The organism is Pseudoalteromonas sp. SG41-1, assembly GCF_014164575.1.
In the GTDB taxonomy this organism is placed as follows: Bacteria; Pseudomonadota; Gammaproteobacteria; order Enterobacterales; family Alteromonadaceae; genus Pseudoalteromonas; species Pseudoalteromonas rhizosphaerae.
Genome location: NZ_JACJFL010000002.1, coordinates 110,952 through 137,355, shown reverse-complemented (window position 1 = coordinate 137,355; position 26,404 = coordinate 110,952). Strand labels below are relative to the sequence as shown.

Annotated in this window: 23 protein-coding genes and 1 pseudogene; 17 read left to right on the top strand and 7 right to left on the bottom strand. The window is 39.6% G+C overall.

All coding sequences use genetic code 11. From position 1 onward, the window contains the following. The first annotated feature begins 104 nt into the window (after nt 1-104). The gene (locus H5203_RS02185; protein ID WP_149979989.1) at nt 105-524 is read left to right on the top strand and encodes an MAPEG family protein; all 420 of its coding nucleotides are present in this window, start codon (nt 105-107) and stop codon (nt 522-524) included. 50 nt (nt 525-574) lie between these two features. Here the strand turns inward: H5203_RS02185 and H5203_RS02180 are convergent, their stop codons facing one another. Further along, nucleotides 575-1,318: a peptidylprolyl isomerase gene (locus tag H5203_RS02180; RefSeq protein ID WP_182819297.1), complete on the bottom strand. Its 744-nt coding sequence runs from the start codon at nt 1,316-1,318 to the stop codon at nt 575-577. Between the two features lie 263 nt (nt 1,319-1,581). Here H5203_RS02180 and H5203_RS02175 point away from each other — a divergent pair, with 263 nt between their 5' ends. Further along, nucleotides 1,582-1,779, top strand: a complete 198-nt coding sequence (locus H5203_RS02175) for a hypothetical protein (protein WP_145234351.1) — start codon at nt 1,582-1,584, stop codon at nt 1,777-1,779. 77 nt (nt 1,780-1,856) lie between these two features. Then, nucleotides 1,857-3,491, top strand: coding sequence for a bifunctional UDP-sugar hydrolase/5'-nucleotidase UshA (gene ushA, locus H5203_RS02170; RefSeq protein ID WP_182733985.1), 1,635 nt, complete (start codon nt 1,857-1,859; stop codon nt 3,489-3,491). 78 nt (nt 3,492-3,569) lie between these two features. On the opposite strand, the gene H5203_RS02165 is transcribed toward ushA, so the two are convergent. Continuing rightward, nucleotides 3,570-4,517, bottom strand: a complete 948-nt coding sequence (locus H5203_RS02165) for a hypothetical protein (protein WP_182819367.1) — start codon at nt 4,515-4,517, stop codon at nt 3,570-3,572. Beyond that, complete coding sequence (locus tag H5203_RS02160; RefSeq protein WP_182819296.1) at nt 4,510-5,406, bottom strand: PhnD/SsuA/transferrin family substrate-binding protein; 897 nt, start codon at nt 5,404-5,406, stop codon at nt 4,510-4,512. The genes H5203_RS02165 and H5203_RS02160 overlap by 8 nt, the downstream gene beginning before the upstream one ends. A gap of 222 nt (nt 5,407-5,628) precedes the next feature. Between H5203_RS02160 and H5203_RS02155 the strand changes: the two genes are divergently transcribed. From H5203_RS02155 to H5203_RS02145, 3 genes and pseudogenes are all read left to right on the top strand, one after another. Then, nucleotides 5,629-6,492, top strand: coding sequence for a S1/P1 nuclease (locus H5203_RS02155; protein WP_182819295.1), 864 nt, complete (start codon nt 5,629-5,631; stop codon nt 6,490-6,492). Between the two features lie 31 nt (nt 6,493-6,523). Then, nucleotides 6,524-9,700 (top strand): annotated as a pseudogene (locus H5203_RS02150) (TonB-dependent receptor domain-containing protein). A 274-nt stretch (nt 9,701-9,974) separates the two neighbouring features. Then, nucleotides 9,975-13,052 (top strand): carboxypeptidase regulatory-like domain-containing protein, encoded by a 3,078-nt coding sequence (locus H5203_RS02145; RefSeq protein ID WP_145234362.1) that lies wholly within the window; start codon nt 9,975-9,977, stop codon nt 13,050-13,052. Between the two features lie 63 nt (nt 13,053-13,115). On the opposite strand, the gene H5203_RS02140 is transcribed toward H5203_RS02145, so the two are convergent. Continuing rightward, nucleotides 13,116-13,547 carry a MarR family winged helix-turn-helix transcriptional regulator gene (locus tag H5203_RS02140; protein ID WP_182819294.1) on the bottom strand — a complete coding sequence of 144 codons (432 nt, stop codon included), beginning with the start codon at nt 13,545-13,547 and terminating at the stop codon, nt 13,116-13,118. Between the two features lie 129 nt (nt 13,548-13,676). Here H5203_RS02140 and hmgA point away from each other — a divergent pair, with 129 nt between their 5' ends. Together hmgA and maiA are read left to right on the top strand one after the other, a co-directional pair. Further along, the gene (gene hmgA, locus H5203_RS02135; protein ID WP_182819293.1) at nt 13,677-14,978 is read left to right on the top strand and encodes a homogentisate 1,2-dioxygenase; all 1,302 of its coding nucleotides are present in this window, start codon (nt 13,677-13,679) and stop codon (nt 14,976-14,978) included. A 7-nt stretch (nt 14,979-14,985) separates the two neighbouring features. Beyond that, nucleotides 14,986-15,615 carry a maleylacetoacetate isomerase gene (gene maiA / locus H5203_RS02130; protein WP_182819292.1) on the top strand — a complete coding sequence of 210 codons (630 nt, stop codon included), beginning with the start codon at nt 14,986-14,988 and terminating at the stop codon, nt 15,613-15,615. A 6-nt stretch (nt 15,616-15,621) separates the two neighbouring features. Here the strand turns inward: maiA and H5203_RS02125 are convergent, their stop codons facing one another. Next, nucleotides 15,622-15,855, bottom strand: coding sequence for a TIGR02647 family protein (locus H5203_RS02125; protein ID WP_145234371.1), 234 nt, complete (start codon nt 15,853-15,855; stop codon nt 15,622-15,624). A 181-nt stretch (nt 15,856-16,036) separates the two neighbouring features. On the opposite strand from H5203_RS02125, the gene H5203_RS02120 reads away from it, so the two are divergent. Together H5203_RS02120 and H5203_RS02115 are read left to right on the top strand one after the other, a co-directional pair. Beyond that, nucleotides 16,037-16,339 (top strand): DUF1496 domain-containing protein, encoded by a 303-nt coding sequence (locus H5203_RS02120; protein ID WP_145234374.1) that lies wholly within the window; start codon nt 16,037-16,039, stop codon nt 16,337-16,339. A 65-nt stretch (nt 16,340-16,404) separates the two neighbouring features. Beyond that, nucleotides 16,405-16,671 carry a VF530 family DNA-binding protein gene (locus H5203_RS02115; RefSeq protein ID WP_145234376.1) on the top strand — a complete coding sequence of 89 codons (267 nt, stop codon included), beginning with the start codon at nt 16,405-16,407 and terminating at the stop codon, nt 16,669-16,671. A gap of 42 nt (nt 16,672-16,713) precedes the next feature. Here H5203_RS02115 and H5203_RS02110 read toward each other — a convergent pair whose 3' ends face one another. Together H5203_RS02110 and H5203_RS02105 are read right to left on the bottom strand one after the other, a co-directional pair. Beyond that, the gene (locus tag H5203_RS02110) at nt 16,714-18,339 is read right to left on the bottom strand and encodes a diacylglycerol kinase family protein (RefSeq protein ID WP_145234378.1); all 1,626 of its coding nucleotides are present in this window, start codon (nt 18,337-18,339) and stop codon (nt 16,714-16,716) included. Between the two features lie 274 nt (nt 18,340-18,613). Then, on the bottom strand, nt 18,614-19,615 hold the full coding sequence (locus tag H5203_RS02105; protein ID WP_145234381.1) for a branched-chain amino acid aminotransferase: 1,002 nt from the start codon (nt 19,613-19,615) through the stop codon (nt 18,614-18,616). Between the two features lie 362 nt (nt 19,616-19,977). Here H5203_RS02105 and H5203_RS02100 point away from each other — a divergent pair, with 362 nt between their 5' ends. The 7 genes from H5203_RS02100 to H5203_RS02070 all read left to right on the top strand — a co-directional run bounded on the left by H5203_RS02100 (nt 19,978) and on the right by H5203_RS02070 (nt 26,399). Further along, nucleotides 19,978-20,517, top strand: coding sequence for a sigma-70 family RNA polymerase sigma factor (locus H5203_RS02100; RefSeq protein ID WP_182734204.1), 540 nt, complete (start codon nt 19,978-19,980; stop codon nt 20,515-20,517). After that, complete coding sequence (locus H5203_RS02095; protein ID WP_145234383.1) at nt 20,514-21,200, top strand: anti-sigma factor domain-containing protein; 687 nt, start codon at nt 20,514-20,516, stop codon at nt 21,198-21,200. The genes H5203_RS02100 and H5203_RS02095 overlap by 4 nt, the downstream gene beginning before the upstream one ends. A gap of 177 nt (nt 21,201-21,377) precedes the next feature. After that, nucleotides 21,378-22,970 (top strand): DUF4331 domain-containing protein, encoded by a 1,593-nt coding sequence (locus H5203_RS02090; RefSeq protein ID WP_145234387.1) that lies wholly within the window; start codon nt 21,378-21,380, stop codon nt 22,968-22,970. An 11-nt stretch (nt 22,971-22,981) separates the two neighbouring features. Next, entirely contained in the window at nt 22,982-23,497 is a 516-nt protein-coding gene (locus H5203_RS02085) for an Ig-like domain-containing protein (protein ID WP_145234389.1), read from the top strand. A 51-nt stretch (nt 23,498-23,548) separates the two neighbouring features. Next, nucleotides 23,549-24,556 carry a hypothetical protein gene (locus tag H5203_RS02080; RefSeq protein ID WP_182783526.1) on the top strand — a complete coding sequence of 336 codons (1,008 nt, stop codon included), beginning with the start codon at nt 23,549-23,551 and terminating at the stop codon, nt 24,554-24,556. After that, nucleotides 24,553-25,671, top strand: a complete 1,119-nt coding sequence (locus tag H5203_RS02075; protein ID WP_182819291.1) for a HupE/UreJ family protein — start codon at nt 24,553-24,555, stop codon at nt 25,669-25,671. Before H5203_RS02080 ends, H5203_RS02075 begins: the two co-directional genes overlap by 4 nt. Nucleotides 25,672-25,811: 140 nt before the next feature. Then, nucleotides 25,812-26,399, top strand: coding sequence for a GNAT family N-acetyltransferase (locus tag H5203_RS02070; protein WP_182819290.1), 588 nt, complete (start codon nt 25,812-25,814; stop codon nt 26,397-26,399). The last annotated feature ends 5 nt before the right edge of the window (nt 26,400-26,404 follow it).

Here is a 26,404-nt window from a genome sequence, read left to right as displayed (position 1 = left end):
CAAAACGCTTGCAATCATTTTTCTAAATACTTTGTAACACATTGTGAATTATAAAGACAAACTGCTAGGCTTAAAGCTAGGTTATTTATCAAATGAGACTCTTAATGGAAAAATATGTATTACTCGCGATGTTTTCTCAGGTACTACTCACTTTTACGGTAATGGTAGTCATGGGCCGCCGCCGTTTTAGTGCGGCGCGTAACAAAACGATTACTATGCAAGATTTTGCCACTATGCAATTAAATAATGCGGGTGATGATGTACATATTGCCGGTAGAAACTTTATTAATCAGTTTGAAATACCAGTGCTATTTTTTGTAGCCTGTTTAGCTGCTTTACAGCTCAATGCAGCGGGTTATGTATTTATTACTTTAGCCTGGGGTTTTGTGATTTCGCGCGTCATTCACAGTATTATTCATTTAGGCAGCAATAGCGTAAAACCTCGCTATTATAGCTTTTTGCTTGGCTGTTTACTGGTTTTAACTATGTGGGTGTTATTAGTAATGCGGGTATTTGCACTCTAAAGCGTTACGTTTGCTATCAGGACACATAACCCGATAGCAAGTATATACCTTTAAGCTGCGCGGCGGCGTTTAAAGCCAAGCAATAATAATGGTAGTAACCAGCTCATACTACCACTTGAGCTATCCCCATCATCAGGCTGAGTTGGAGTTGAATCGTCAATTAGCGTATTTTCTTTTGGAGATAAATTTACTGACGAATTTGGATCATTATCCAGTACCACAACACTATTGATCGACACTAAATTAGCAATAGTCAGCGTAGTATCTGCACTTGCACATTGGTCTTTAGTGAGATTAACTACCGGTATTTCACCGCAATGCACTAAAGCAGAGATCTTATCAAGCACTGCATAACTATCTGCTGTAATCTGACCAAATACGGTAAAACCGCCATTTTGCTTATCTAAATTTGCACTATTATCTTTGAGATTAAAAAACCATTGACTGGTGGCGCTATTTTTATCACCGCCGACTTTTGCCATGGCAATCGTGCCTTTTACATTCGATAGTTCTGGCTCATTCACAACAGCTGATGACGTTGTGATCGCTTTAAAATCATCGGTAAAAGTAAAGCCTCCGCCTTGAATAATAAAGTCCTTGATTGAACGGTGGATCACGGTTTGGTTGTACGCATCACTTTGTATATAACTTAAAAAGTTCTCGACCGTTTTCGGAGTCTGTTGATCAAACAAATCGACCTTAATAGCGCCTTGTGAAGTTTGCATTTCAACTACAGTGGCATGGCTTGCAAATGAGGTTGCGGTTAACAAACCGCACAGTAATAGTTTTTTCATTATTATATCTATCCTGAAGAATGTTGTGGTTATGTGAATTTAATGCAAATAATAAAGAACTCTTGTGGAGATTACGATAGCAAAACGTACCTTTAAACAAATCAAACCGAATTGATTACATTTAAATTACATGTAATTACATTATCTTGTTATTCACTCACGTTATAAATAAATTTTGTTTAAAACGAAATCGTCTTAATAGCCGAGTTTATTTTGTTAGTATTATTTATAACAATAAAACACACACAACAGGATTAACAACTATGTCGTATGAAGAGCAACACATCTGTGATTTTGGCTTACACCAAGGAGAGGCGTACACTAAGTTACCGGCAAGCTTTTTAAACTGGATGGTGGGTAATAACCATGAAAAATCAGCATTAGCAGAACAAGAGTTACAGCGACGTCAATTAGCGGCAACTGGAAAGTTAAATTTCCAAGATGACATTAAAATAGAATAATTACGTTATTTTGCAATAAAACTAGTTTAAACTATGCGCTTAATAAATAGCACAACACTGACAACACGGGTCATATTATGCGCATATTACTTTCATTTTTCCTATTACTAAGCATTACTGCATGTAGTAATCATCAAACCTCCGTTCAACAAGCTGACACAGCAGATATTCACTATCTCACCATTTTACATACCAATGATAATCATGGCCGCTTTTGGCATAACGAAAAAGGTGAATACGGTATGGCTGCACGTAAAACCTTAATCGACCAGTTACGTGCTGATGCGCAGCAACAAGGTCACGCAGTGCTACTTCTATCTGGTGGTGATATAAATACAGGCATTCCAGAATCAGACCTGCAATTTGCAGAGCCTGATTTTAAAGGAATGTCATTAATTGGTTACGATGCGATGGCGATTGGTAATCATGAATTTGATAATCCACTGAGTGTTTTAAAACAACAGCAGCAGTGGGCAAATTTCCCGCTTCTTTCGGCTAATATAATTGATAAAAAAACCGGTAAAAATGCCTTCGAATCCTATAAGATTTTTAACAAACAGGGGCTGAAAATCGCCGTTATTGGTTTGACAACCACAGATACCGCTAAAATAGGCAACCCGCAGTATATCGGCGGCCTTGAATTTCAAGAGCCCGTTGCAGTAACCCAAGCTTTAGCTGAGAAAATCAAAGCACAATATCAACCGGATATCACGATTGCAGTAACTCATATGGGTCATTATGTTGATGCGAATTATGGCATAAATGCACCTGGCGATGTTACCCTTGCCCGCTCTTTACCGGCTCATACCCTTGATATGATCATCGGCGGTCACTCACAAGAACCTGTGTGCATGGCAAGCGAAAATAAAAATGACGATAACTTTAAACCCGGTATGACATGTAAACCAGACCAACAAAATGGTACGTGGATAATGCAAGCTCATGAATGGGGTAAATATGTCGGCAAAGCCGAGTTTAAACAAGAAAACGGCGTATTAACCTTATTAGATTATAAATTATTGCCAGTTAACTTATACGTTGATAAAACGCAAGCTGATGGTTCAATTAAGCCTGAGCTTGCCAACGAATACATCAAACCAGACGCTGCCTTAAAAACATTTTTAGCTGATTACCAAGCCAAAGGTGCAAAACAAATTGAAGGTGAAATTGGTTATGTTGATGCAAAGCTTGAGGGCGATCGCAATAAAGTTCGTTATCAACAAACCAACTTATCGCGCGTTATTGTGCAAGCACAAATGAATGTTGTTGGCGCCGATTTTGGTATCATCAGTGGCGGTGGCGTACGTGATAGTATTGCTGCAGGTGCAGTTAGTTATAAAGATATTTTAAAAGTACACCCTTTTAAAAATCGCATCGCGTATATTGATTGGCAAGGCCAAGAGCTTTGGGATTACCTTGAGACTGTAACTAGTTTCCCACCGGATTCTGGTGCTTATTTGCAATACCACAAATTAAGCTTCGAGCGTAACGATAATGCGCTGACTAAAGTGATGATCAACGGCAAAGCTTTGGATAAAAACAAAACCTATCGCATGAGCATTAATAGCTACAATGCATCTGGCGGTGACGGCTACCCGATACTGATAAATCATAAAGGATTTGTCAGCACTGACGAAACAGATGCACAGGCATTAAAACGCTTCTTTATTGAAAATAGTCCAGTCAAAGCCATTGAATTTGCTCCTAAATAATCAGAGCTTACCTCACACAGTTTAAGTATTAGCAGTGTGAGGTTTTTATTCTGAACTAACTCACTAACCAGGTTAAGGTTATTTGCCTATCACCTCTATATCATCTGCTTTGATATTCGATAAACCATAACTATGTAACCGTGACCGAGAGCCTTCACCATGTGCCTTAGGAGGGTAATATATTTCCTTCAGCTGTGAGTGTTCAATAAGTACCTCATCCAATGCAGCCCTAATTTCACTCAAGGTTTTTTCTAGACTGTTAGTAAAATTAGGCCGTTTACGAATAGTATGGCCAAGTTGTGTTAATCGGTAAAAATACTTATTAGCAAGTTCAATTAACTCATCCGGCACATCTTTGTTTTGATTAAGTGTCACGTCCGGATTCTCAACGCAAAACTCGATTAAAGCCAAGTAAAAACACAGTGGTTTGTTAGCTAAGCCAGCTTTTATCTCAGCGTTATCATTAATAGCCAAAACTTTGGCTTGCAAATCAATCACTAGTTTCACTTGCACATTAATCAGTGGAAGTTGCTCTACTTGTTCTTTTAATACTAAGTGTTTCAGCGATGTTCGGTTAATAAGTTCAGCCCACTTAGAAAATAAAAAAGCCAATAATAACAATACAATAAAGGTATAAATATCGCTTGTATGCCACCAACGCGTCTCAATTAAAAATGTAATCGCAACTTTTTGATCACTTGTTTCAAGATACTCTATCCGACTTTCGCGGCCATTATTTGTTAATGCCAGTGAGACATCATTGATGGTATTAACTTGAATTGGCTGTTGTATCAATTGCATATTCAAACGTTGTAGATAACCAACAATAGCATCATGATTACCCGAGTGTTTCAAAAAACGATTTGATAAGTCTAACCGAGGTAAATCTAGTGCAATTCGGTTTTCAATATCAGCCATTATTAAATCGTTATGTTGCGCCTGCTGCAGATAACTAGAGAGTTTAAACGTCAATAGCGCCGCACTAAAAATAAGCAGTGTCACGCCAAACAAGCGCTTATTATTCATCACGTTGCTCTCCTAAGAATTCAGCTTTACCCGCTGAACAATGCCAGTATGGTTCAACATGATTAAAATAAGTCGACACTTGCTGCTTAGATAATTGGATTAATTGAGATTGGATAGCGCACAGCAAATCAGTGTTCTCATGCTGCATTTTAAAGTACCAACGTGTGCCTATTACATTATCGCTGATTGGAGTTATATAATTTTTAGAAAAATGCGCCTGATCTGCTTCCTTCCAAAAAGAGGCTATTAAATCAACCTGTCCATTGGCTAATAACTCCCTAAGCTCATTATGTGAACTGGCGTAAGTAATTTTTAAATTTTCAAGGTTGATCCCTAAATCTTTAAACTTTTGTTTAGGTAGTATATGCCCCGATCGGCTTGTAGGATAATCAAGTAAGCCAATCCGTTTCCCCAAAAAGTATTGCTTGTTAATTTTTGGCTTTTCTTTAGCTGAAATAAAAAACGCAGTATAACTTGGAAAGCCAACCACAGGCTGGTAGTTATAGGTCGATTCAGCTTTGAAGGCTGACATAATGTTGTTTTTTGCTAAAATTAAATCAGCAATACCTTTACCAATGAACTCAATGCTATCGGCAGTACGGTAACCCCATAAAGCGATCACTTCGCCATATTGTTTTGCTACAACGGGATCTTCACACAGGTTTTGTGTTAAAGAACGAGCGACCTTTTGCGACGAGGCATAGACAATTAATTGCGCTTGGTTTTCTGTTGCCCTCGTCTGACAAAGACTAGATGTTTCAATTAAAGGCTTCAAGGTCCCCGTTGATGTAACCACACTCAGCTGGCCACTGAGCCAAACCAACAAAAAAAACAGTAACAAAACAGTAACAAAGAAGCTGTGTTGCAAAAGCAGCTGTTTAATTTTCAAAAGTTCAACAATCCAAAACGATTCATCCTTCTATTTGACCAATTTAAATTACTTATTACAACAAGTAATTTTACCCAAAACAGTTAAGCTTATGAATTAAAAGAACTATCAATGGGAAATTATGAATTTCTTTGAGTCCTTCCTATTTATCTCAAAATCAGGACAATTTGCGCCATAGAAGAGGCCGCTCTTGCCAAAGTAAGATCATTGAGGAAAACACAAATGTTACGCAAAATTACACATGGATTTAGTTATCTTTTAGTCGGCGCAGTACTTTTATCATCACAAAATGTATTGGCTTGGGGACAAAATGGCCACAGAATTGTCGGTAAAATTGCAGAAAATCACATAACAGACGCAACTAAAGCAGAGCTAAAAGCACTTTTAGGAGGGCAAAGCCTAGCGCAAATTGCTACTTGGGCTGATGAAATGCGCTCTGATCCGAGTCCTTTTTGGCAAAAAAAATCTTCTCGTTGGCATTACATTAACGCGCCAAGCAACTCATCTACATTTACTCACAACCACGATGAAAACTTAAATAAAGATAATGTAAGCAACATTCTTGAAGGGATGTATTTTGCCATCGATACACTACAAAACAAAAACAGCTCAATAGATGCCAAACGTTTTAGCTTACGCTTTCTTGTTCATTTAGTTGGCGATAGCCATCAGCCGTTTCATGCCGGACGTGCAGAAGACAGAGGTGGTAACCGTGTTAACGTTACCTTTTTTGGCCAGCCAACCAACCTGCACTCATTGTGGGACACTAAATTAATCGAAAATGAGAACCTATCATTCACTGAATTCGCGCAGTTTATTGATACTGATAATGCAGAAATAATTACCGAGTACCTAGCCAGTTCACCAGAGCAATGGGTAACAGAGTCACACAATTTAGCTGACAAACTATACAAGCTAAATAATGACGAGATTGGCTTTAGCTACATTTACGAAAATACACCGATTATTAAAACTCGCTTACAACAAGCCGGTATTCGATTAGCAGGATTATTAAATACGTTATTTGATAGTTCAGCAAAACCGTTAGCAAAGGCACTTAAGATGTCAGCTAACACAAACAAGTAATAAACCTTAACTTTCCACGGGAATCAACAAAATGAATAAGCTTCGCCTTTCGAAATTAACTGGGGCTGTGATCCTAGCCTTAGGTGTTTCTACAAGCGTAATGGCAGCAGATACCTCATCCGCTATGCGTGGTAAAATTACTACACCTTCTGGCACTGCAGCTGCAAATGTGAAAATTAAAGTTATTCACCAACCAACTGGCACTGTAAGCGAATTAACAACCAATGAAAGCGGTACCTTTATTGCCAATGGTTTACGTGTTGGCGGCCCTTACACTGTGTTTATTGATTCAGACCAATTTACCGATACCATGCTTGAAAACATATATTTAGAACTGGGCGATACATATCGTCTTAATTCTCAGCTTCAAGCAGCTAACATCGAAAAAATTGAAGTATCAGGCTATAAAATTATTCAGCAATCTGGTGGTTCAAGCAGTACCTTTGGCGAAGATACAATCAGTAACATGCCAAGCTTTAACCGTGACATTAAAGATATTGCCCGTCTAAATCCTTTAGCAAGTATCAATGGTAATGGCGAGTTAACTTTTGCGGGGAGCAACCCTCGTACTAACGGTCTAACTGTTGATGGTATCGGTCAAAACGATGACTTTGGTTTAAATTTTGGTGGCTACCCGACGTCTCAACCTCCTGTTTCACTTGACGCAATAGAGCAAGTTTCAGTTGACGTATCGCCTTTTTCAGCTTCTAAAGGTAACTTTGGCGGCGGTACAATAAACGCCGTAACGAAGTCTGGTACTAATGAATTCAAATTTTCAGGTTTCTATGAAACATCTACACCTGATATGGCCGGCGATGTTCAAACAATTAACGAAGAAGATACAGATGAAGCCGGTTATAAAACTTATTCAACAAATAAAGTAAAACCTATTCAAACTGAACAACGTTTTGGTTTTAATGTCGGTGGCGCAGTTATTAAAGATGAACTATTTTACTTTGTAAACTACGCACAGTGGTCAAGTGAGCAGGATTTAGAGTATGGCTTTGAAGATTCAGGTGCAGCGAATGAATTCAATATAACCGAAGACAGCTACAATCGCTTTATTGCTATTTTAAATGACGAATATGGTTTAACCGATTCATTAGCGGGGGCACCTGAAGACACCAATAAAAATTTATTGGTTAAGCTTAGTTGGAATGCCAGTGATGAGCATCGCCTAGATTTCACGTATCAATGGCAAGATGATCAAGATGAGCGTAACTTTAGTAAGGGTGGCAATAACATTGTATTAAAATCAAATACATATGCATATGTTACTAAGTTTAATAACTTTGCCACTAAGCTTTATTCTGATTGGACTGAAGACTTTTCAACAGAGATTGGTATTGCCTATAAAGATGTAACCTCTGACAGTGTTACTCGCTCTAACTTAGGTAGCATCACCGTAGAAGAAGATGGCAGAAATGGCCCTAGTTTTAATTTTGGTACTGATAGATATCGCCATGCTAATAAATCTGAAACTGAAAACTTAACACTGACACTTGATGCAACTTATCTAATGGACGAGCACGAAATAAACTTTGGGGCTCAATATGAGTCACTTCGTTTATATAACTTGTTTGCTGAGAACTCATTAGGTACATGGAAATTCACTAGTCTTGATCAATTTGCTAACCGCGAAGTGAGTGCATACAACTTCTCATATCAAAATGCGTACACTAATAATTCAGCAGATACCGCCTATGATGCAACACGTAGTCAATTAGCTTTATATATTGAAGATACCTTTTACTTAAATGATGACTTAGAAGTGACAGCTGGGCTTCGCTATGAGCGCTTATCATCTGATGATAAACCAACTCTTAATGAAAGCTTTCTAAACACCTATGGTTATAGTAATCAAGAAAACCTAGATGGTTTAGATATTATTCTACCTTGAGTTGGCTTTAAGTATTATGCAACTGAAGCATTAACTATCAACGGAGGAATTGGTCGTTTCCAAGGTGGCATTCCAAATGTCTGGTATAACAACTCATTTCAAAAAGATGGTATTACCCTCGTTTCTGCACCAAATAGTGTAATAAACGACTACTACCAAAATAACCCAGCAGATATCACTCAGGTCCCTGATGTTATAAAAAATTCGTTAGAGAAAGGCGCTGGAAGCACCGCTTACATTGATCCTGACTTCAAGCTACCTTCAAGTATTCGTGCCCAAGTTGGCTTTGAATATGAGTTTGATTCTGAACTATTAGGAAATGGCTTTAAATGGCAGGCCGAAATTGCTTACCACAAAAAAGAAAATGAAGCTGTATGGCATAATACCTCTATCCGTCCTATCGGTTTAGCTGCTGACGGCGAGCGTGTAATTAATGAAACCATCTACAGTGGTGCATTGAAAGATAATGTTGATATTGCAATGACTAATTCAACCGACGATGGTCGCTCTGTCATTATCTCTACTGGTATTGCTAAAGAATGGGATAACGGTTTATTTGTTTCTGCAAGTTATGCTCATCAAGATGTTACTGAGTCTTCTGTTGGATCAGCGTCGCAAGCTGAAGGTAACTATAAGCATAATATTACGGCTAATCGTAATCAAGATGTGGCAGCACGTGGCTTTTATGAAGTTGAGCACAGTTTCAAAATTAACTTAGGCTACAATGCTGAGTTTATTGCCGGTTATGCGACTAAATTTAATATGTATTTTGAACGCCGTTCTGGTCGTCCATTTAGTTATACAATGAATATGTATAAAGATGCTCACTTAGGCGACACAAGTTCTTTATTTAGCAACAGTGCTTATTTGGCCTATATTCCAACGGGTGCTGATGATGCGAATGTCAATTGGGCTGATTCTGAAATGAATTGGGCACAATTAGCAGAGCGTTTAGATCGCGCAGGTATCTCTCAACGCGGCGGCATTATCGGTAAAAATACTGGAACGCAGCCTTGGGTTACCACCATGGACATCAGCATTAAACAAGAAATCCCTGGCTTTGCTAACGGCCATAGTGGCGAGCTATACCTTATGATTGATAATTTCGCTAACCTACTTAATAGCGATTGGGGTATAGAAAAGCGCTTAGGCTATTCAGACCAATCAATTTATGATTTTGGTGGTCTTGATGACCAAGGACGCTATATTATTGATAATAGCTTCGGTGGCGCTGATGTAAGAAACTATAGCCAAATAACGAGCTCATCAACATGGCAAGCTAAGATTGGTATCAGCTACAAGTTCTAATTTTTAAAACTCTATGTAAAACCCGCTTTTAGCGGGTTTTTTTATGCATAAAGCACTGGGTTTCATACTTTTGTCATATTTAATGAGTAGATTGACTCATGGGTACTAAATTGCTCGAAAAACCGCAGTTTTGTTCTAAACTACTTTTATTACAAATTTATGTGCAATGTAACTTATTTGTAATGAAATAATAGGGTACAATTTAGCTGCTTGGAAAATCCGAGCAAATTAATACCAAAACTAAAAATATTACACCTTACACGGGAAATTAATAATGAAAATTCAACTACGCAAAACAGCACTTTCACTTGCTATCGCAGCTTGTGTTGGCGTAAGTGGCGCAGCGTTTGCAAATGAAACTGCATCATCTGTAAAAGGCCAAATCACAGGTCCAAATGGCAACCCAGCCACTGGTACTCAAATTACTATTATCCACTTACCTTCTGGTTCAACAAAAACAACAACAGTAAATGAACAAGGTAACTTCTCTACAAAAGGTTTACGCGTAGGCGGCCCATATAAAATCATTGTTGATTCTGATAAATATGAAGATACTCAACTTGATGATGTTTATTTAACACTTGGTCAAACTTACCCAGTAACTGTTGCACTTCGCTCGCAACAAATGGAACAAATCGTTGTTAGTGGCGCGCCAATTAGCGCTCAATCAGGCAGCACAGGTCCAGCTGCTTATTTCACTTTAGATGATTTAGAAAACAAACCAGCTATTAACCGTGACTTAAAAGATATTATTCGCGCTGATCCACGTATCTATATCGATGAAACAAACGCTGGTGCTATCAATTGTGGCGGCGGTAACCCACGTTTTAACAGCTTAACTGTTGACGGCGTTCGTATGAACGATAACTTTGGCTTAAACTCAAGTGGTTACCCTACTGAAAGAATGCCTTTCTCGTTTGATTCAATTGCACAAGTTGCAGTAGAACTTGCACCATTTGATGTTCAATATGGTGGTTTTACTTCATGTAACATTAACGCCGTAACAAAGTCAGGTACCAACGAAATCACTGGTGGTTTCTTCTATGATTATACCAATGACTCAATGTCAGGTGACTCAATTGAAGGCGAGAAACAAGAGCTTGGTGATTACTCAGAAAAACGTTACGGCTTTAACGTAGGCCTTCCTCTTATTGAAGATAAGCTATTCTTATTCACTTCTTATGAGAAGCTTGAAGGCGCACAAATTTTTAATTATACGCCATTTGCTAACGGTCGAATTGATCAAGCAACTATTGATCGCGTTACCCAAATTGCTATCGATAAATATAATTATGACCCAGGTACTATGGTACCTAGCATGCCAGTTGAAGATGAAAAAATCTTAGTTAAGCTAGATTGGAATATTAACGAAGCTCACCGTGCAAGCTTTGTTTATAACTATAACGACGGCTTCAGCCTAGCCCAGTCAGACGCAGATTCTAGCGAAATCGCTTTATCTAATCATTTTTATGAGCGTGGTGCTGAGCTACAATCTTACGTAGCATCAGTATATTCAGATTGGACTGATAACTTTTCAACTGAAGTTCGCGTAGGTTACTCAAAACTTGATAATCGTCAAAATTCACTTGATGCAGCATCTGGTTTTGGTGAGTTTAGAATCGATACTGGTGATATTGATATTTACATGGGTCCTGATGACTCTCGCCAAGCGAACAAACTTAAGTATGATAATTTATCACTTAAATTAGGTGGTACATATTACCTTGAAGACCATGAGCTATCATTTGGCTATGAGCGTGAAGAGCTTGATGTTTTCAACTTATTTGTACAGCATAATGAAGGTGAATACCGTTTTGGTTCTATTGAAGAGTTTGAAAGCGGCTTTGTAGACAGAATTTACTATGGTAACGCTTCAAGCCAAAATCCTGATGATGCCGCGGGTGAATTCAAATATGCACTGAATACAGTGTATTTCCAAGATAAGTTTGCACTTATTGATTATGATGTAACATTTACTGCAGGTCTTCGTTATGACTGGTATACCAGTGATGATACACCAACTTATAATGCTAACTTTGAAGAACGTTATGGCTATTCAAATAGCCAAAATCTTGATGGGGTTGACTTACTTCAACCACGCTTAGGTGTTAACTGGATATATAATGATCAGTTAGAATTGCGCGGCGGTATTGGCTTATATTCAGGTGGTAACCCTAACGTATGGATTTCTAACAGCTATTCAAACGATGGTGTTCGTAATGTTCAAGTTAATCAAAGAAATATCCAAATCCTTGGTCCTGATGCAATAGCATTCAATGGCGCAGGTCAACCTGGTTACGATATTCCACAAGGCTTATATGATAAAGTAGGCCAAGGTGGTGCTGATGCTGATGTAAATGTGACGGATCCTAACTTTGAAATTCCATCAGAATGGAAATTCTCACTAGGTGGTACTTATATCACTGAAAGCGATTATGTGTTTAATGTTGACTACCTTTATACCGATAAGCAAGATTCAGCCATTGTTAAAAACTTAGCATATGAAAAAACTGGTGTAGCGCCAGATGGTCGCCCAATTTACAATGGTGGTTCAGACTTCTTGTTAACCAATGTTAAAGGCGATGATGCTTACTCGCATATTCTGTCTCTTGCAATGAACAAGTCATTTGATAATGGCATCGATTTTGCTCTTTCTTATGCATATACAGTGTCTAAAGATGTTAACCCGATGACTAGCTCTGTAGCATTTTCTAACTATCATTACGTTGCGGTGTCTGATTCTGAAAACCCAGGTGTGGCAACATCTAACTATGAAATTCCGCACCGCTTTACGATGAGTTTAGCGTATAGCCATGAGTTATTTGATGGTTACGAGACTAAGTTCAACCTATTTGGTCAAGCACAACAAACAACACCTTACTCATATGGATTTGACTCAAGATCAGGTGGTATGGGATACAACGATGCTGCTCGTCAATTATTGTATGTACCAACACTTGACGACAGCCAAGTTGTTTATGGTGCAGATTTTGATCAAGCAGCCTTTAATGAGTGGGTTGAAAGCGAAGGCCTAACTCGCGGTAAAATCAATAACCGTAACAGCATTGATGGTGATTGGTGGGTTACGTTCGATTTCAAAGTTGAGCAAGAATTTATGGGCTTTACTGATGATCAAAAAGGCTCAGCATACTTTGTTATCAAAAACATCGGTAACATGCTAAATGACGATTGGGGCGTGCTGAAAAGCGGCAGCGCATTACAAAACGCTGTAACGACTGAAATTGTTAATGGTCAATACGTTTACACCAGCTTTAATGATCCAGCAGGTGCAAGTGTAGAAACTAAGCCGTCACTTTGGGAAATGCGTGTAGGTGTTAAATACACATTCTAATTTGCTAAAGTAACTTACAAATTAAATTAATTTTAAAGCCCATCTTTTGATGGGCTTTTTGTTTTATTCATCTAATTTACTAGTTAACTTATCTAAACAACTAAGCAAGGTTTGATACTCGGCTTGAGTTAAAACATCCAACAGATTCTTCTCCCACGCTAAAGCAGCTGGGGCTAATTGCTGATACAAGCCCAACCCTTGCTCACTCAACGCTAACAAGCTGGCGCGTTTATCTGCTGGATCGATTAAACTCACTACATAGTGTTTATCTATCAATGCCTTAATAGCACGCGATACCGTGGATTTATCCATTGCTGCTTGCTCGCACAATGCTTTCGCGTTGCTTTGTCCAAACTGGGCTAAATTAAACAAAATACGCCACTGAGGAATGCTTAAATCACTTTGCTGTTGATACACGGGTGCAAACTGTTCACTCATTTCACTGGCTAAGTTAGCCAGACGATAAGGTAAAAATGTCTCTAAATCGAGTGCCATAACGGCTATGTCCTCTTAATTTACAATCATGTTTAAGTGTCCATAAATATGTACAGTGACAAAAAGCACGATGTTTGAATTTAGTCTCACTTGAGAGTATCTTACAGTAAAACATAAAGGAGTCGAGTGATGACCAGCGAATTAAAATATATGACAGGATTTGGCAATGAGTTTGAAACCGAAGCTCTGCCTGGCGCATTGCCTATTGGGCAGTTTAGCCCGCAAAAAGTAAAATACGATTTATACGCTGAACAATTTAGTACCACCGCATTTACCGCGCCGCGTGCTGATAACCGCCGCACTTGGATGTACCGTATTCGCCCATCGGTTGTCCAAGGTGATTACAGCGCAATTGATAACGGTTTAATTCGCACCGCCCCAATTACCGAAGTCCCGACTCCACCTACAATGCTTCGTTGGGATCCAATTGATATTCCAACCACACCAACCGATTTCATTGATGGTTTGATCACTATGGCTGCAAACGGCAGCGCCAATGGCCAAACAGGAATTGGCATCCATGTTTATGTAGCGAATAAATCAATGACTGATCGTTATTTTTATAATGCCGACGGCGAAATGTTATTTGTGCCGCAGCAAGGTCAGTTACTGCTGAAAACAGAATGTGGTAATTTAATGATTAAAGCGGGTGAAATCGCAGTGATCCCGCGTGGCATTAAATTCCAAGTCGTTTTGCTCTCTGATACTGCTCGTGGTTATATCTGTGAAAATTATGGTCATGCTTATGTGTTAGCTGAGCGCGGCCCAGTGGGAGCCAACGGCTACGCTAACGACCGTGATTTTCAATACCCTGTTGCTGCCTTTGAAGATAAAGAAGGTGAGTTTGAGTTGGTTGCTAAGTTCAACGGTAATATGTTCCGCTGTGATATAGGCCACTCCCCTTTAGATGTTGTAGCCTGGACGGGCAACAGTGCACCCTATAAATATGATTTAGCACGTTTTAATGTAATGAATACAGTGAGCTTTGATCATCCGGATCCGTCTATTTTCACAGTACTGACATCCCCATCAGGCACAGAAGGCGTTGCTAATATTGATTTTGCAATTTTTCCTCCACGCTGGATGGTGGCAGAAAAGACTTTTCGCCCACCCTATTATCACCGCAATATTATGAGTGAATTTATGGGCTTAATTGAAGGCGTGTACGACGCCAAAGAGCACGGTTTTGTACCAGGAGGCATGAGTTTACATAATTGTATGTCACCGCATGGCCCAGAAGCTGATGTATTTGAAAAGGCCTCTAACGCAGAGCTTGAACCGCAACGCTACGAAAATACCCTCGCGTTTATGTTTGAATCACGTTACGTTATTTCACCAACAAAATACGCATTAGAAGGCAAAGAGCGCCAACCTAACTACACTGACTGCTGGCGTACTATTAAAAAACACTACAGTGGCCCACAAGGATAATTGAACCATGAAACTTTATACATATTTTCGTTCATCTGCCGCATATCGCGTGCGTATTGCGCTTAATTTAAAAAATATTCAGCATGATTTAGTAACTGTTAACTTACTAAAATCTGAGCAACAAGCACCTGAATACCTAGATAAAAACCCGCAAGGGTTATTACCTGCGCTGGAAACCAATGACGGTGTACTCGCACAATCGATGGCAATTTTAGAATACCTTGAAGAAACACACCCCGACACACCACTATTATTTGGTGATGCCTGGCAAAAAGCCCAGATCCGTAATTTATGTTATGCCATTGCCTGCGATATTCATCCTATTGATAACCTACGGGTACTGAAATATTTAAGCGGTGAACTTGGTGCTGACGATGCAATCAAAAATACCTGGTATCGTCATTGGGTAGAGGTTGGTTTTGAAAAAATTGAACAGCTACTTGATCATACAAATGAATATTGTGTGGGTGATAAACCTAGCCTTGCTGATGTGTGTTTAGTGCCGCAAGTCTTTAATGCTTATCGTTTTAACGTTGATATGACTGCGTATCCGAAAATAGCAGCCATTTATGAACGTTGTAACAAGCTTGATGCATTTATTGGTGCTGCACCACAAAACCAACCGGATGCAGCCTGATATTTTTTAATTACCCAACGCACTGTGTAGCACGGTTACGTGCTCTATCAGATCTAAGCCCAGATCGGTTAAGTAACCGCCATCTGGGCTATCTATAATACCTTTATCAAACAATCGTTGTGCTGCGCTTAATAAGCTTTCATCAGCATCACTATGTAACTTAATACCTTGCATTTTACTGGTTAATGGAAATTTTGCTAACAGTGTAAATTCGTCAATCATCGTTTGTTTAAATTGCATGTGCTCACCTTGTCTTTAGAAAATTATTTTTGTGGATTTTACCCTAACACATTTTATGGCCAAGTCACCCTAAAACCCTAAGTGGGCTGGTTTAAACGCATTTAATTGCAACTGAAACTAGTATTTTGGGATAACTTAGGTATAAGCTTAGTGTAGTTATTTTTTAATGCAAAGGCTAAATATGCGAATTATAACGATTATAGGCATCTGTTTTATCAGTGTAATTTACTCGGCTAATAGTTTCAGTAATAATCAAAAACCAGCCTTGTTTCTTGACGCAAAAAATATAGTTAGCGAGCAACAACTCTGTTGGTTTGAAGATCAACGCTACAGCGAAGGTGCGATTATTATAATGGCTAATGTGCGGGTGATTTGTGCAGCAAAAAAACCTCATCACAATAATAGCGCGTTAAATTGGTTAATGCTCAACGAGCAAAATGAAATTATTTACCCAACCGCTCCTAAAACAATTCGCGTTAATTAATAGAATTGGTATCAACGCACAGTTACGTTACAATAGCAGCGACTTTTATCAAGCAATAGTGAATTATGAATCAGCAAGCAAACAACCCGTTACATGGCATTACACTCGAACAAATAGTAGTAAAACTCGAGCAAACACTTGGCTGGAAAGCGATGGGTGAGCATGTTGATATTCGCTGTTTTAAATCAGACCCAAGTGTAAAATCGAGCCTAAAGTTTTTACGTAAAACACCTTGGGCTCGTACCAAGGTCGAGCAGTTATACCTCGATAACTGTGTCGATGCACAACCGCAAAACAGTGGCTTTGTGTGGCCTAGTATTAAAAAGAAGTAACAGCCATTGCGCGTTATAGCTTATAACGCGCAACAAGTTCAGTTACTCGACCTGCTCTGCACAGATCACCGCCAGTGATTGCGGAGTAATTTCAATGATCAATTTATCAGCACTTTTAACTTCACCATCAAGTACATATTTTATTTCCTGAGTCGCCGATATTGCAACGCGGCGCGCATTGGTATGATGTGAATTAATCGCAAAATGTGCTTGGGTAATACTGCTAAATACCAGCTCAGCAATACTTAATACATTGGCTGATGCGTCTTGGTTTGGAGTAAGCCAATTAACATCGAGCAAGCCATCATAGTGATCAGGCTGTCCCCCACCTTGCGCTAGTAAAGTAGTAAAAGGTGCAGCATTAGCGACAATTAAACTATTGGTATGTATTTGCTGCGGCTCGTTATCATCTAGCTGTACTGTGAAATCTTGGGCTTTTTGTTCGCCTAAAGCTTGCCAGAAGCCCTGTAAATATGCGAACTGACCAAGCTCGTTTTTAGTATCCCGATCGGCTTTTTCAATCATGTGTTGTTCAAAGCCAATCCCTGCTAACAGCAGCATTAACTCACCATTGCAATATGCTGTATCCATTTGCTTGGTTTGCCCTTCAATAATCAAATCACATGCTACTTCCACAGGGATCAACTTTGACTTAATTCCCATTAAAACATGTGCTAGAGCATTGGCCGTGCCAAATGGGATAATACCTAATTTACAGTCTGTGTTTACCAAAACACTTGCCACTTCTGCCACTGTGCCATCGCCTCCGCAGGCGATGATCATATCTGGCTTATCAGCTATCGCTTGTTTGGCCAACACAATCCCATTTTTCTCGACTGATGTGATCATCACTTTTAAGTTATAATAAGCAGATAAACGCGCAACAATTAAATGCTCTTTTTGCTGCCATAACTTAGTGCCGGAAACTGGATTAGCAATTAATACCGCTTTATTTTTGATTAATAACTCACCCTTTCTATGGCGTTTAACTAGTTGACGTAGTTGGTGTTTATTTAAATTAGCGGTTTCGCGTGTTTCTTTTATTTGCGCAAGCACTTGATGTACATCAGCCTCCTTATTTTGACTGAGTAAATAAGCCGCCATCACAAACACCGATCGACCACGACCCAACGCACAATGCACCACCACTCGACGATTATCTTTAATATGATGGGCAATCCAGTTAATCGCTTGATTAAGCTGCGAACGTGTTGGGACTCGATGATCAAGCACAGGGATATTTAAATAGTTTATGTTTTCTTGTGTTGATGACCATTCAAGTCCATCAAATTCACAGGTTACATCTAAAATCGCGGTAATACCGTTATCTTTTAAAGTATCTATATCTGAAGGGAATAACCGACAGGCTAAAAATAAGTGTTCGTTAATTTGTTGTAATGGCGGTACTTTATCGTGCTTTCGGCTCCACGCGTTATAAACTTGTGCCCCCAATAAAAAAGGTATGAAAGCCCAACGAATGTAAAACGGGATAACACCGTTTTCTCGTTTACGAAAAATTTTTGCAATATTAAAAAAATAGGCACCGCTTACCAGTAATAAAGATAAAGCCGTCCAATAGAATAGCAGCGAAAAATAGCTAGGACTAACCTGCCACCCCATAATGATAAATACAATTGCCAATAATAAGTAACTTATTGCGGCCCACATAAACGCTCCTTTTGTCGTTAGTTATACCCAAATAGAAATGCAATCTATGCGCCACTAATAAAATTTCACAGAAATAAATATTCATATATATTTCATAGCATTAAGATATCAACTGATTAGTTTAGTGATACTTCCTGTGTTTACATACGTTATTTTTACACACCTTTGCAGCTAACTTACACAGTTGAAAGTATAGATTATTAAATAACTTAGACCATAAAAAAGCCTAGGTTATAAATAACCTAGGCTTTTTATAAAAACATATCGTTTAACTTTACACGTCGATTTTGGTTAACCAGCCATGGGTGTCTGGTGCTTTACCCCATTGAATATCGTTAAGGGCTTGGCGCAAACGCATTGTCGTTGGCCCTGCTTCACCACTGCCCACTTTGTATTCTTTATCATTATGAATAAAAGTACCCACTGGGGTTAATACCGCAGCAGTGCCAGATAAAGCAGCTTCAGTACCCGGTTTTGCAGCACGCTCAAGTAATTCAGTGACTGTAAAATTGCGCTCGGATACTGTCATACCTAAATTTTTAGCGATGGTTAAAATACTGCTGCGCGTCACGCCATGTAAAAAGGTGCTGTCTAGCGCTTTAGTAATAATTTCATTACCATCAATTAAAATAAAGTTTGCGGCACCAGTTTCTTGTACATCACCGCCTGGACAGAATAGAATTTGGTCGGCTTGATGTTGCAAGCGTGCTGCCGTAATGGGTGCTAATGCGCTAGCGTAGTTACCACCGCTTTTGATCATACCCATGTGTGGGGCACAGCGCATACCATCTTCTTCTAACAATACTCGCAGCGCAGTCGCGCCACCAGCAAAGTAATCACCAACAGGTGATAATAGCACATACAATAATGAACTTAATGACGGCACAGCCGCTTTACCAATTGCAGCTTCAGTACCGATATGAGTTGGACGAATATACATAGAGCCCGGTGGTAACGGCGTTTCATCAGCATATTGGCGAACAATATCAATGATCATTTTTTCAAGCATGGCTCCATCAACTTCAGGTAAACTTAATAAATGCGAGCTTTGTTTCATGCGGGCAATGTTAGCGTCCATACGGAAAATATAAACTGAGCCGTCTTCATGGCGAAATGCTTTTAACCCCTCAAAACATGTACTTGAATAGTGAAGAACATGTGCACCAGCATGAAGTTCAATTTTATCTGACGGAACAACAGAGCTTTCGCTCCAAGCGTTATCAGTAAAACGTGCTTGAATCATCTGCGGCATAAATACGGTACCGAATGCGGCCATTTTAATCTCTCTTATGTGGTCTACTTTTACCCCATTGTATGACATTCATGCACCGTTTAACCATAACTAAAACAAGGCATTTATTGTAAGCAACGGGATTTTTTTGCAATTTGGTAAAATTTCAATTTTGTCAGCCATATTGTTTTACTTAAAAGAGTCATTAATCACTTCAAAACTTCGATTGTAAAACCTTGCTACCAAATAGCCGACGGAGCTTCTCAACTTGATAAGCCGTATTTTGCTGCTAGGCTAACTGGTGGAAAAGCATGAAAATAATAGTAAGCACCCATCATTTAGTTGGTTTTTTGCATCCAATTTACATCCTGAAACGTTTACCAACTGACAATAAAAATAGGAACTTTATGGAAACCGACGAATTATTACCTCTACTAAGTGCAACCGCACAGGGCAATAAACAGGCATTTGCTAAATTGTATAATGCCACAAGTGCAAAGCTGTTTGCGATCAGCTTAAAAATGTTAAGCAATCGTGCACATGCTGAAGAAGCGCTACAAGATGCATTTGTGAAAATTTGGCACAATGCATCTGATTATCAAGTAACTAAAGGCACTGTCATCAGCTGGATGATCAGCATTGTTCGTTATCGTAGCTTAGACTCTTTGCGCTATCATAAAGTCCGTAAAGAGCAAGCCCTAGATGACGACTCAGCAATCTCAGATGATTTAACTGACTCACCTTTAGCTATTGATTACGAAGATAAAAGTAAACTCGTTGATTGTATAGAGCAACTAGATGAACAGCAAAAACAGGCGATCCACTTAGCCTACTACAAAGGCTTGACTCACAGTGAGTTAGTTGATCATATTGATACTCCGCTTGGCACAGTAAAAAGCTGGATCAGACGCGGCCTGCAACAGTTGCAAAGGTGCTTAACGTTATGAATTATGACAATCAAAAACTCATCGATATGTTGGCGGCTGAATACGTGTTAGGAACATTAAAAGGCTCTGCTCGCAAACGCTTTCAACGTTTGATGCTCTCATCAAATCGTGTTCGAGAGGCGACCTGGATGTGGGAGCAACATTTAAATAATTTAGCCAGCTCAATTAAATCTGTGCCGCCAGATAGCCATGTTTGGGAAGCAATTTCACAACGTATTGACCCACAGCAAGTAGTATCGAACAATGTTATTCAACCTAAAACTGGTATTTGGCAAGCGTGGTCGTTAATTGCTACCGCAGCCTGTGTAGTATTAGCTTTGATTATTTGGCAGCCACAAACGCCTGTAGGGCAAAACACTCAGCAAATTGCACTGTTTAAAGATGCCAGCGAAAAACCATTATGGTTTATTGATATCAACGAGCAAGGCTTATCAATAAAAGCCAGCGAGCAGCTTACGGCAAGGACGGATAAAGATTATGAGCTGTGGATGATTTTAAAAGGGCAAGATATACCAATATCATTAGGGCTACTTCCTAAAGATGGCGTTAAATCAATATTGAAAGACGCACGTTTTAACGCGCAAGATATTGCCCTGTTAGCAATTAGTATAGAGCCAATAGGTGGCTCACCAAACGGCTTACCTAGCGAAGTACTTTACACTACTGAATTAATTTTATTGTAGTAAAACAATAAAAGATAGTTGAAAACCAGCGCAAGCTGGTTTTTTATTGCTTTAAAATCAAAGCAATAAAAATAAAAAGACATTTTATTAACTTTATTTACGTTTCTTTGCATCTAATTACGACCACCATGCGTTATTAACTATGACCACTATTTATTAAAACTAAAGGACAAAGTCATGAAAGCTTTAACTCCGTCAATATTAGCAGTTGTAGTATGCAGTACCTTAGTAAGCGCCCCATCAGAGGCGTCAAGTCACCGTGAAGCTCCAAATATCAGTCGTTTCCCGACTTTAGATTCAACAGATTTTTATGCATTTAACAGTTATGAACAAGGCCGTGGTGATTATGTCACCCTGATTGCAAACTATATTCCACTGCAAGATGGCTATGGTGGACCTAACTATTTTGCCATGGATCCTGATGCAACCTACAGCATCCATATTGATAACGATGGCGATGCGATTGAAGATATTAGTTTCGCCTTTAACTTCAAAAGTATGCTGCCTAATGACAATCAAGGCGTTGCATTAACCGTTGGCCCTGAAGGCAACCAACGTACTGTTGCTGTACCACTTAAAAATGTTGGTGGTGTTGCAGCTGGCAATAATGCCGCAGTTAACTTTAGCGAATCATACACTATGACGATGATCGCAGGTGATCAGCGTACAGGTAGCAAAACCATGCTAACTAATACCATGACCAGCAGTAATGAATTCCACAAGCCACTTGATTATATTGGCGATAAAACGTTTTCATCAATGGATGGCTATAAAAGCTACGCAGCGCAATTTGTATATCAAGTAGCAATCCCGGGCTGTGACGGTATGGCAAAAGTATTTGTTGGCCAACGTAAAGATCCATTCGTGGTGAACCTAGGCAAAACCTTTGACTTAGTGAACTATGTGCCGGTAGAAGGCGACAGTGCGCCGGGCGCAGGTGATGGCGAGGGCTTCCCTGGAGGCATTACACAATCGGCAGATAATGATGACTTAGCAGATAAAAATGTGACCGCAATTGCTATTGAAGTACCTAAAAGCTGTGTAGTTGGTAATGGCAATGGCACTATTGGCACATGGACTACAGCTAGCTTACCACAGGCGCGTATTTTAAACCCAAATGCTAAATTTGCGAACAATGCGGTAAATGGTGGTGCGCTTACTCAAGTATCTCGTTTAGGTAATCCACTTGTTAATGAGCTGGTAATTGGTTTAAAAGACAAAGATACCTTCTCAAGTTCACAGCCTAAAGACGATGGTCAATTTATTGATTATGTTACCCACCCATCTTTACCAGAGCTATTAAATATTCTGTTCAAAGATGCGGTTAACACCACCTTAGGGGCAAATCTAGCGACCCTTGCACCAACGAATTTTCCACGTAATGACTTAGTAACTGCATTTTTAACTGGTTTCCCAGGCGTTAATCAATTGGCCACTGTTACAGGCGCTGAAATGCTGCGTCTAAATACCAATATCGCTGCAAAAGCACAAGCAGATCAATCAGCATTCGGTGTTGCTGGCGATGATTTAGCGGGTTTCCCAAATGGCCGTCGTCCTGGTGATGATGTAGTTGATATTGCGCTACGTGTGGTAATGGGTCGCTTATGCTATCCAATTCCAGTAAATGGTACAAATACTGATTTAGGCCTGTGCACATCTGATGATGCCAGTGTAGGTAACGTACCATTTACTGATGGTGCACCAGTGAACGCTACGATGATGGATGCAAGCTTCCCATATCTAGCAACTCCACTTGCAGGGTCTAAATAAGGAGAACACTCATGCAACATTTTAAATTATCACATCTTGGGTTATTGCTTGCTGCGCTTACACTCAGCGGCTGTAGCAATGATGACGACCATAACACCGTCGAGATACCACCGATGGTAAATAAAGCACCCATAGCAACAGCTGATATGGTAACCACACAAACCGAAGTTGTAATTGAAGACATGCTACAAGGTTCTGATCCTGAAGGAGATACTCTTACCTTCAGTCTGGTTACTGAGCCAATGCTAGGCATGGTAGTGGTTAATAGTGATGGTAGTTACACCTATACGCCGAACCTTGAAACGACTGGCTCTGATAGCTTTACCTTTGCAGTCAGTGATGGGGTAAACAGCCAAGTTACCGCAATGGTTGATATCACTATTGAAGCACTTGAAGTCGATTTTGCACAACTAGGCCGTGCAGCATTTAACCAAGCGGCTACCGATAAGCCACTGAGTGTGAACGGCCGTACATTCACAAATGCGGATGAAAATGCCACATTTGACGATTTGTTAGGTAACAACTAAATCACACAATAAAACTTGCAGGCCATGGATGGCCTTTTTAAGGAGAATGCTATGATCACCCGTGCTTTTACTTACCTTTGTTTATTGATCTCTGTTAATGCAGGGGCTGAACCTTATACGCCAGCAGATGACGAGATCATCGCAAAAGCCCGCACAATAAATACCGCACACCTTAATCAAGACGAATTAATGACGTTACTGATAAATAGCCAACAAGTAGGTCAAACTGAGCTTCGCCAAGGCTTATTAAAAAACCAGTTACAGCAGCGCTATGCGCAATCTCCCACACCACAAATTGGCTACATGTATGCACGCGTTTTACAACGTGAACATCAATTTTCAGCAGCCTTAGCAATCACCGATGCAGTACTAAAACGCGATCCTAACCATGTTAACACCCATCTATTACGCGCCAATATGCTAATGGTTCAAGGTGACTTTAAAGCCGCCAAACAACAATGCTTAAAACTCTTGGCTCTAACAGCAATGGATGTAATTAATACCTGTACATTTGATGTACTAAGCCAAGACGGTCAATTAGCACAGAGTTATCAAAGTTTAGCAAACAGTATTACAAGTAATAAACAAAGCGATAATACCCGCCATGTATTGGCTGAAATGGCACTGAGACTCAATAAACCCGATGAAGCGCTCGCTCATATCCAGTCATTGCCATTAAAAACAGCCCCCGTCAGCCTTGTAGTGTTATGGGCAGATATTTATTTAGCGCAAGGGAATTATCAAAAAGTGCTTAACACTTTGCCCGCACTGGTAAATGAAAAACAAAATTTAGAGGATGCCTTGTTGCTGCGCTTAGCAATTGCAGAGCAACACTACAACGATACCTCGCTGAAACAATGGCAAAATTTAATGGCGCAAAGAGTCGCGCTGCGTGAATTACGCCAAGACAGTTTCCATGCCAGTGATTTAGCTCACTATTATTTAGACATCAATAAACAGCCAGAAAAAGCCCTATACTGGGCAAAAATAAATTGGCAACAAGCCAAGCTTAATGCCGATCAGCAACTACTTACACGTGCACAAGGAGCCTCTTTATGAACGCATTTGTAACTGCGTTTTTTTGTAACCTGTGTTTATTTTTCATGTTGCAAGGAACAGCTCAAGCACACCAATTAAGTACCAGCTATATTAATTTAAACGCAATTGATGACAGCCATTTTACAGGTAGTTGGCAAATCAACGTTGCCGATTTAGAGCAACAGGTGGCGTTTGATTTAAACCAAGATGGGGCTATCGCATGGCATGAGATCAGTGCAAAACATAGCGCCATAAGTGATTTTGTCCTGACCTCACTGACGGTAACATCAGCGGACGAGCAAGTATGTACGCTTACCAGCGACGCTCCGTTGCAGCTTGATAGTCATTTTAATCAACCCTATGTGGTTGTTAAATTGCAATTATCCTGCCCAGCTCTGGACACGAACCACAGCGCCATAGCATTTCATTATCAGGCATTTTTCGATACTGATGCCAATCATAAAGCAATTGTCACTATCAATGAACAAACTCGCGTGATGAGTAAAAATAATGCCCTTCAAACTTTTGATTTTACTAAAAGCAGTTACCTCACCACTTTTAATCAATATGTTTACCAAGGAGTGCTGCATATTTGGCTCGGACTTGACCATATCTTATTTTTAATTGCATTGTTGCTTACCTGTGTATTAGTAAAAAAATCAGCAAAATGGCAAGGTGTAGAATCAAAAGTCACGATCTTCAAACACACCGCATGGATAGTTACCGCATTTACTTTGGCGCATTCAATCACTCTGACCGCCACTGCAATGCAATTAGTTACACCTAACAGTCGCTGGGTAGAATTGGGAATCGCTATATCGGTGTTGTTTGCAGCTCTTAACAATATTTGGCCATTAGTTGTGCGTTTAGGTTGGGTCACATTCGCCTTTGGTTTATTGCATGGCATGGGCTTTGCGAGTGTATTAGGTGAATTAGGGCTATCCAGTGACTATCAATTACTCAGCGTGCTAGCATTTAATTTAGGTGTAGAGATAGGCCAACTGGCTATATTAGCAGTTACATTACCAGTCCTTATTTGGGCAAGAAACTATCACTGGTATCAAAAATGGGTGATGCCTGCAGGCTCACTCGCCATCGCAATAATCGCGGTACAGTGGTCAATGGAGCGGATTTGAGGTTATTGATTTATAGCTGAAATCAACAGATTAATTGTAAAATTCACTGTGTAAGTTGCTATCATTGAATCCTTATAGGATCATCTCTATGTACAAAACGTTGAGATATTAAACAATGGCCCTAGGAGTAAGGGAAATATATGCAGTGGTTAAAACCAATGCCATTGGTTGGGCACTTTATAACGCTTGAGGTGTTAAGCTTACATCATATTGATGAATTAAAACATGCGGTGCTTGATGGAGAGTCTTGGAAATTATGGTATGCCAATGTTCCTTCGCCAGAACAAATGCACAGTTATGTTGAACGGGCAATTATTGAAGCCAAAAACGGCAATAGCGCCTTCGCCGTAAGGTGTAATAGTAGCCATAAAATAGTTGGCACAACTCGATTCTATAACGTAGACGCACAGCATAAGCGCGCATTACTAGGCTACACATGGTATGCCAAGGCTGTACGAAGAAGTCCTGTAAATACTGAATGTAAACTTTTGATGTTGAAGTATTTATTTGATACTCACAATGCCATTGCAGTTGAGTTTAGAACACACTTTTTTAATCAACAGTCGCGAAAGGCAATTGCAAGGCTAGGCGCTAAACAAGATGGTATTTTACGCAGCCATCAAATAACAAGTGATGGATCGATTCGCGATACTGTTGTTTATTCAATTATTGCATCAGAGTGGCCAGCCGTGAAGAATCATTTACTGAATAAACTAAAATATACTTAACTTAT

Excerpts from the sequence above, each read along its gene's own strand:
- ushA (WP_182733985.1), top strand. The coding sequence starts at position 1,857 with ATGCGCATATTACTTTCATTTTTCCTATTACTAAGCATTACTGCATGT.
- H5203_RS02100 (WP_182734204.1), top strand. The coding sequence starts at position 19,978 with ATGGAAACCGACGAATTATTACCTCTACTAAGTGCAACCGCACAGGGC.
- H5203_RS02185 (WP_149979989.1), top strand. The coding sequence starts at position 105 with ATGGAAAAATATGTATTACTCGCGATGTTTTCTCAGGTACTACTCACT.
- H5203_RS02080 (WP_182783526.1), top strand. The coding sequence starts at position 23,549 with ATGATCACCCGTGCTTTTACTTACCTTTGTTTATTGATCTCTGTTAAT.
- H5203_RS02095 (WP_145234383.1), top strand. The coding sequence starts at position 20,514 with ATGAATTATGACAATCAAAAACTCATCGATATGTTGGCGGCTGAATAC.
- hmgA (WP_182819293.1), top strand. The coding sequence starts at position 13,677 with ATGACCAGCGAATTAAAATATATGACAGGATTTGGCAATGAGTTTGAA.
- H5203_RS02120 (WP_145234374.1), top strand. The coding sequence starts at position 16,037 with ATGCGAATTATAACGATTATAGGCATCTGTTTTATCAGTGTAATTTAC.
- H5203_RS02155 (WP_182819295.1), top strand. The coding sequence starts at position 5,629 with ATGTTACGCAAAATTACACATGGATTTAGTTATCTTTTAGTCGGCGCA.
- H5203_RS02125 (WP_145234371.1), bottom strand. The coding sequence starts at position 15,855 with ATGCAATTTAAACAAACGATGATTGACGAATTTACACTGTTAGCAAAA.
- H5203_RS02115 (WP_145234376.1), top strand. The coding sequence starts at position 16,405 with ATGAATCAGCAAGCAAACAACCCGTTACATGGCATTACACTCGAACAA.
- H5203_RS02070 (WP_182819290.1), top strand. The coding sequence starts at position 25,812 with ATGCAGTGGTTAAAACCAATGCCATTGGTTGGGCACTTTATAACGCTT.
- H5203_RS02180 (WP_182819297.1), bottom strand. The coding sequence starts at position 1,318 with ATGAAAAAACTATTACTGTGCGGTTTGTTAACCGCAACCTCATTTGCA.
- H5203_RS02140 (WP_182819294.1), bottom strand. The coding sequence starts at position 13,547 with ATGGCACTCGATTTAGAGACATTTTTACCTTATCGTCTGGCTAACTTA.
- H5203_RS02105 (WP_145234381.1), bottom strand. The coding sequence starts at position 19,615 with ATGGCCGCATTCGGTACCGTATTTATGCCGCAGATGATTCAAGCACGT.
- H5203_RS02175 (WP_145234351.1), top strand. The coding sequence starts at position 1,582 with ATGTCGTATGAAGAGCAACACATCTGTGATTTTGGCTTACACCAAGGA.
- H5203_RS02085 (WP_145234389.1), top strand. The coding sequence starts at position 22,982 with ATGCAACATTTTAAATTATCACATCTTGGGTTATTGCTTGCTGCGCTT.
- H5203_RS02075 (WP_182819291.1), top strand. The coding sequence starts at position 24,553 with ATGAACGCATTTGTAACTGCGTTTTTTTGTAACCTGTGTTTATTTTTC.
- H5203_RS02090 (WP_145234387.1), top strand. The coding sequence starts at position 21,378 with ATGAAAGCTTTAACTCCGTCAATATTAGCAGTTGTAGTATGCAGTACC.
- H5203_RS02165 (WP_182819367.1), bottom strand. The coding sequence starts at position 4,517 with ATGAATAATAAGCGCTTGTTTGGCGTGACACTGCTTATTTTTAGTGCG.
- H5203_RS02110 (WP_145234378.1), bottom strand. The coding sequence starts at position 18,339 with ATGTGGGCCGCAATAAGTTACTTATTATTGGCAATTGTATTTATCATT.
- maiA (WP_182819292.1), top strand. The coding sequence starts at position 14,986 with ATGAAACTTTATACATATTTTCGTTCATCTGCCGCATATCGCGTGCGT.
- H5203_RS02145 (WP_145234362.1), top strand. The coding sequence starts at position 9,975 with ATGAAAATTCAACTACGCAAAACAGCACTTTCACTTGCTATCGCAGCT.